Source organism: Catenulispora rubra (assembly GCF_015356825.1).
In the GTDB taxonomy this organism is placed as follows: Bacteria; Actinomycetota; Actinomycetes; order Streptomycetales; family Catenulisporaceae; genus Catenulispora; species Catenulispora rubra.
The window spans coordinates 1-379 of the sequence record NZ_JAACYW010000832.1; the positions used below are offsets into that span (position 1 = coordinate 1).

Annotated in this window: 1 protein-coding gene; it reads left to right on the top strand. The window is 74.1% G+C overall.

The window, feature by feature from the left end; all coding sequences use genetic code 11:
• The coding region (locus GWK61_RS55625; protein ID WP_194922424.1) for a substrate-binding domain-containing protein at nucleotides 1-379 on the top strand (379 nt) is incomplete at both ends.

Below are 379 nucleotides of genomic sequence, written 5' to 3' on the forward strand. Positions count from 1 at the left end.
GGCCTGGACCAGCACGAACTGGCCGCGCGCGAACGCCAGATCCCGCTGGTCCTGCTCGGCGAGGCCGACCTCGGCCTGGTCTGCGACCACGTCCACATCGACAACGTGAGCGCGGCCCGCGAGGCGGTGGACCACCTGATAGCCGCCGGGCGTAAGCGGATAGCCGCGATCGGCTGGCAGGACCCGAGCCCCCGCGCCACCGCGCAGCAACGCATGACCGGCTACCGGCAGGCGCTGACGGCGGCCGGGCTGCCGGCCGAACCGGCGCTGTGCCCGCCGGTCCGCGCCTACTTCCGCCCCGACGGCGCGGCCGCGATGCGCCGGCTGCTGAAGCTGCCGGAGCGGCCCGACGCAGTGTTCTGCTTCAACGACCTGATGG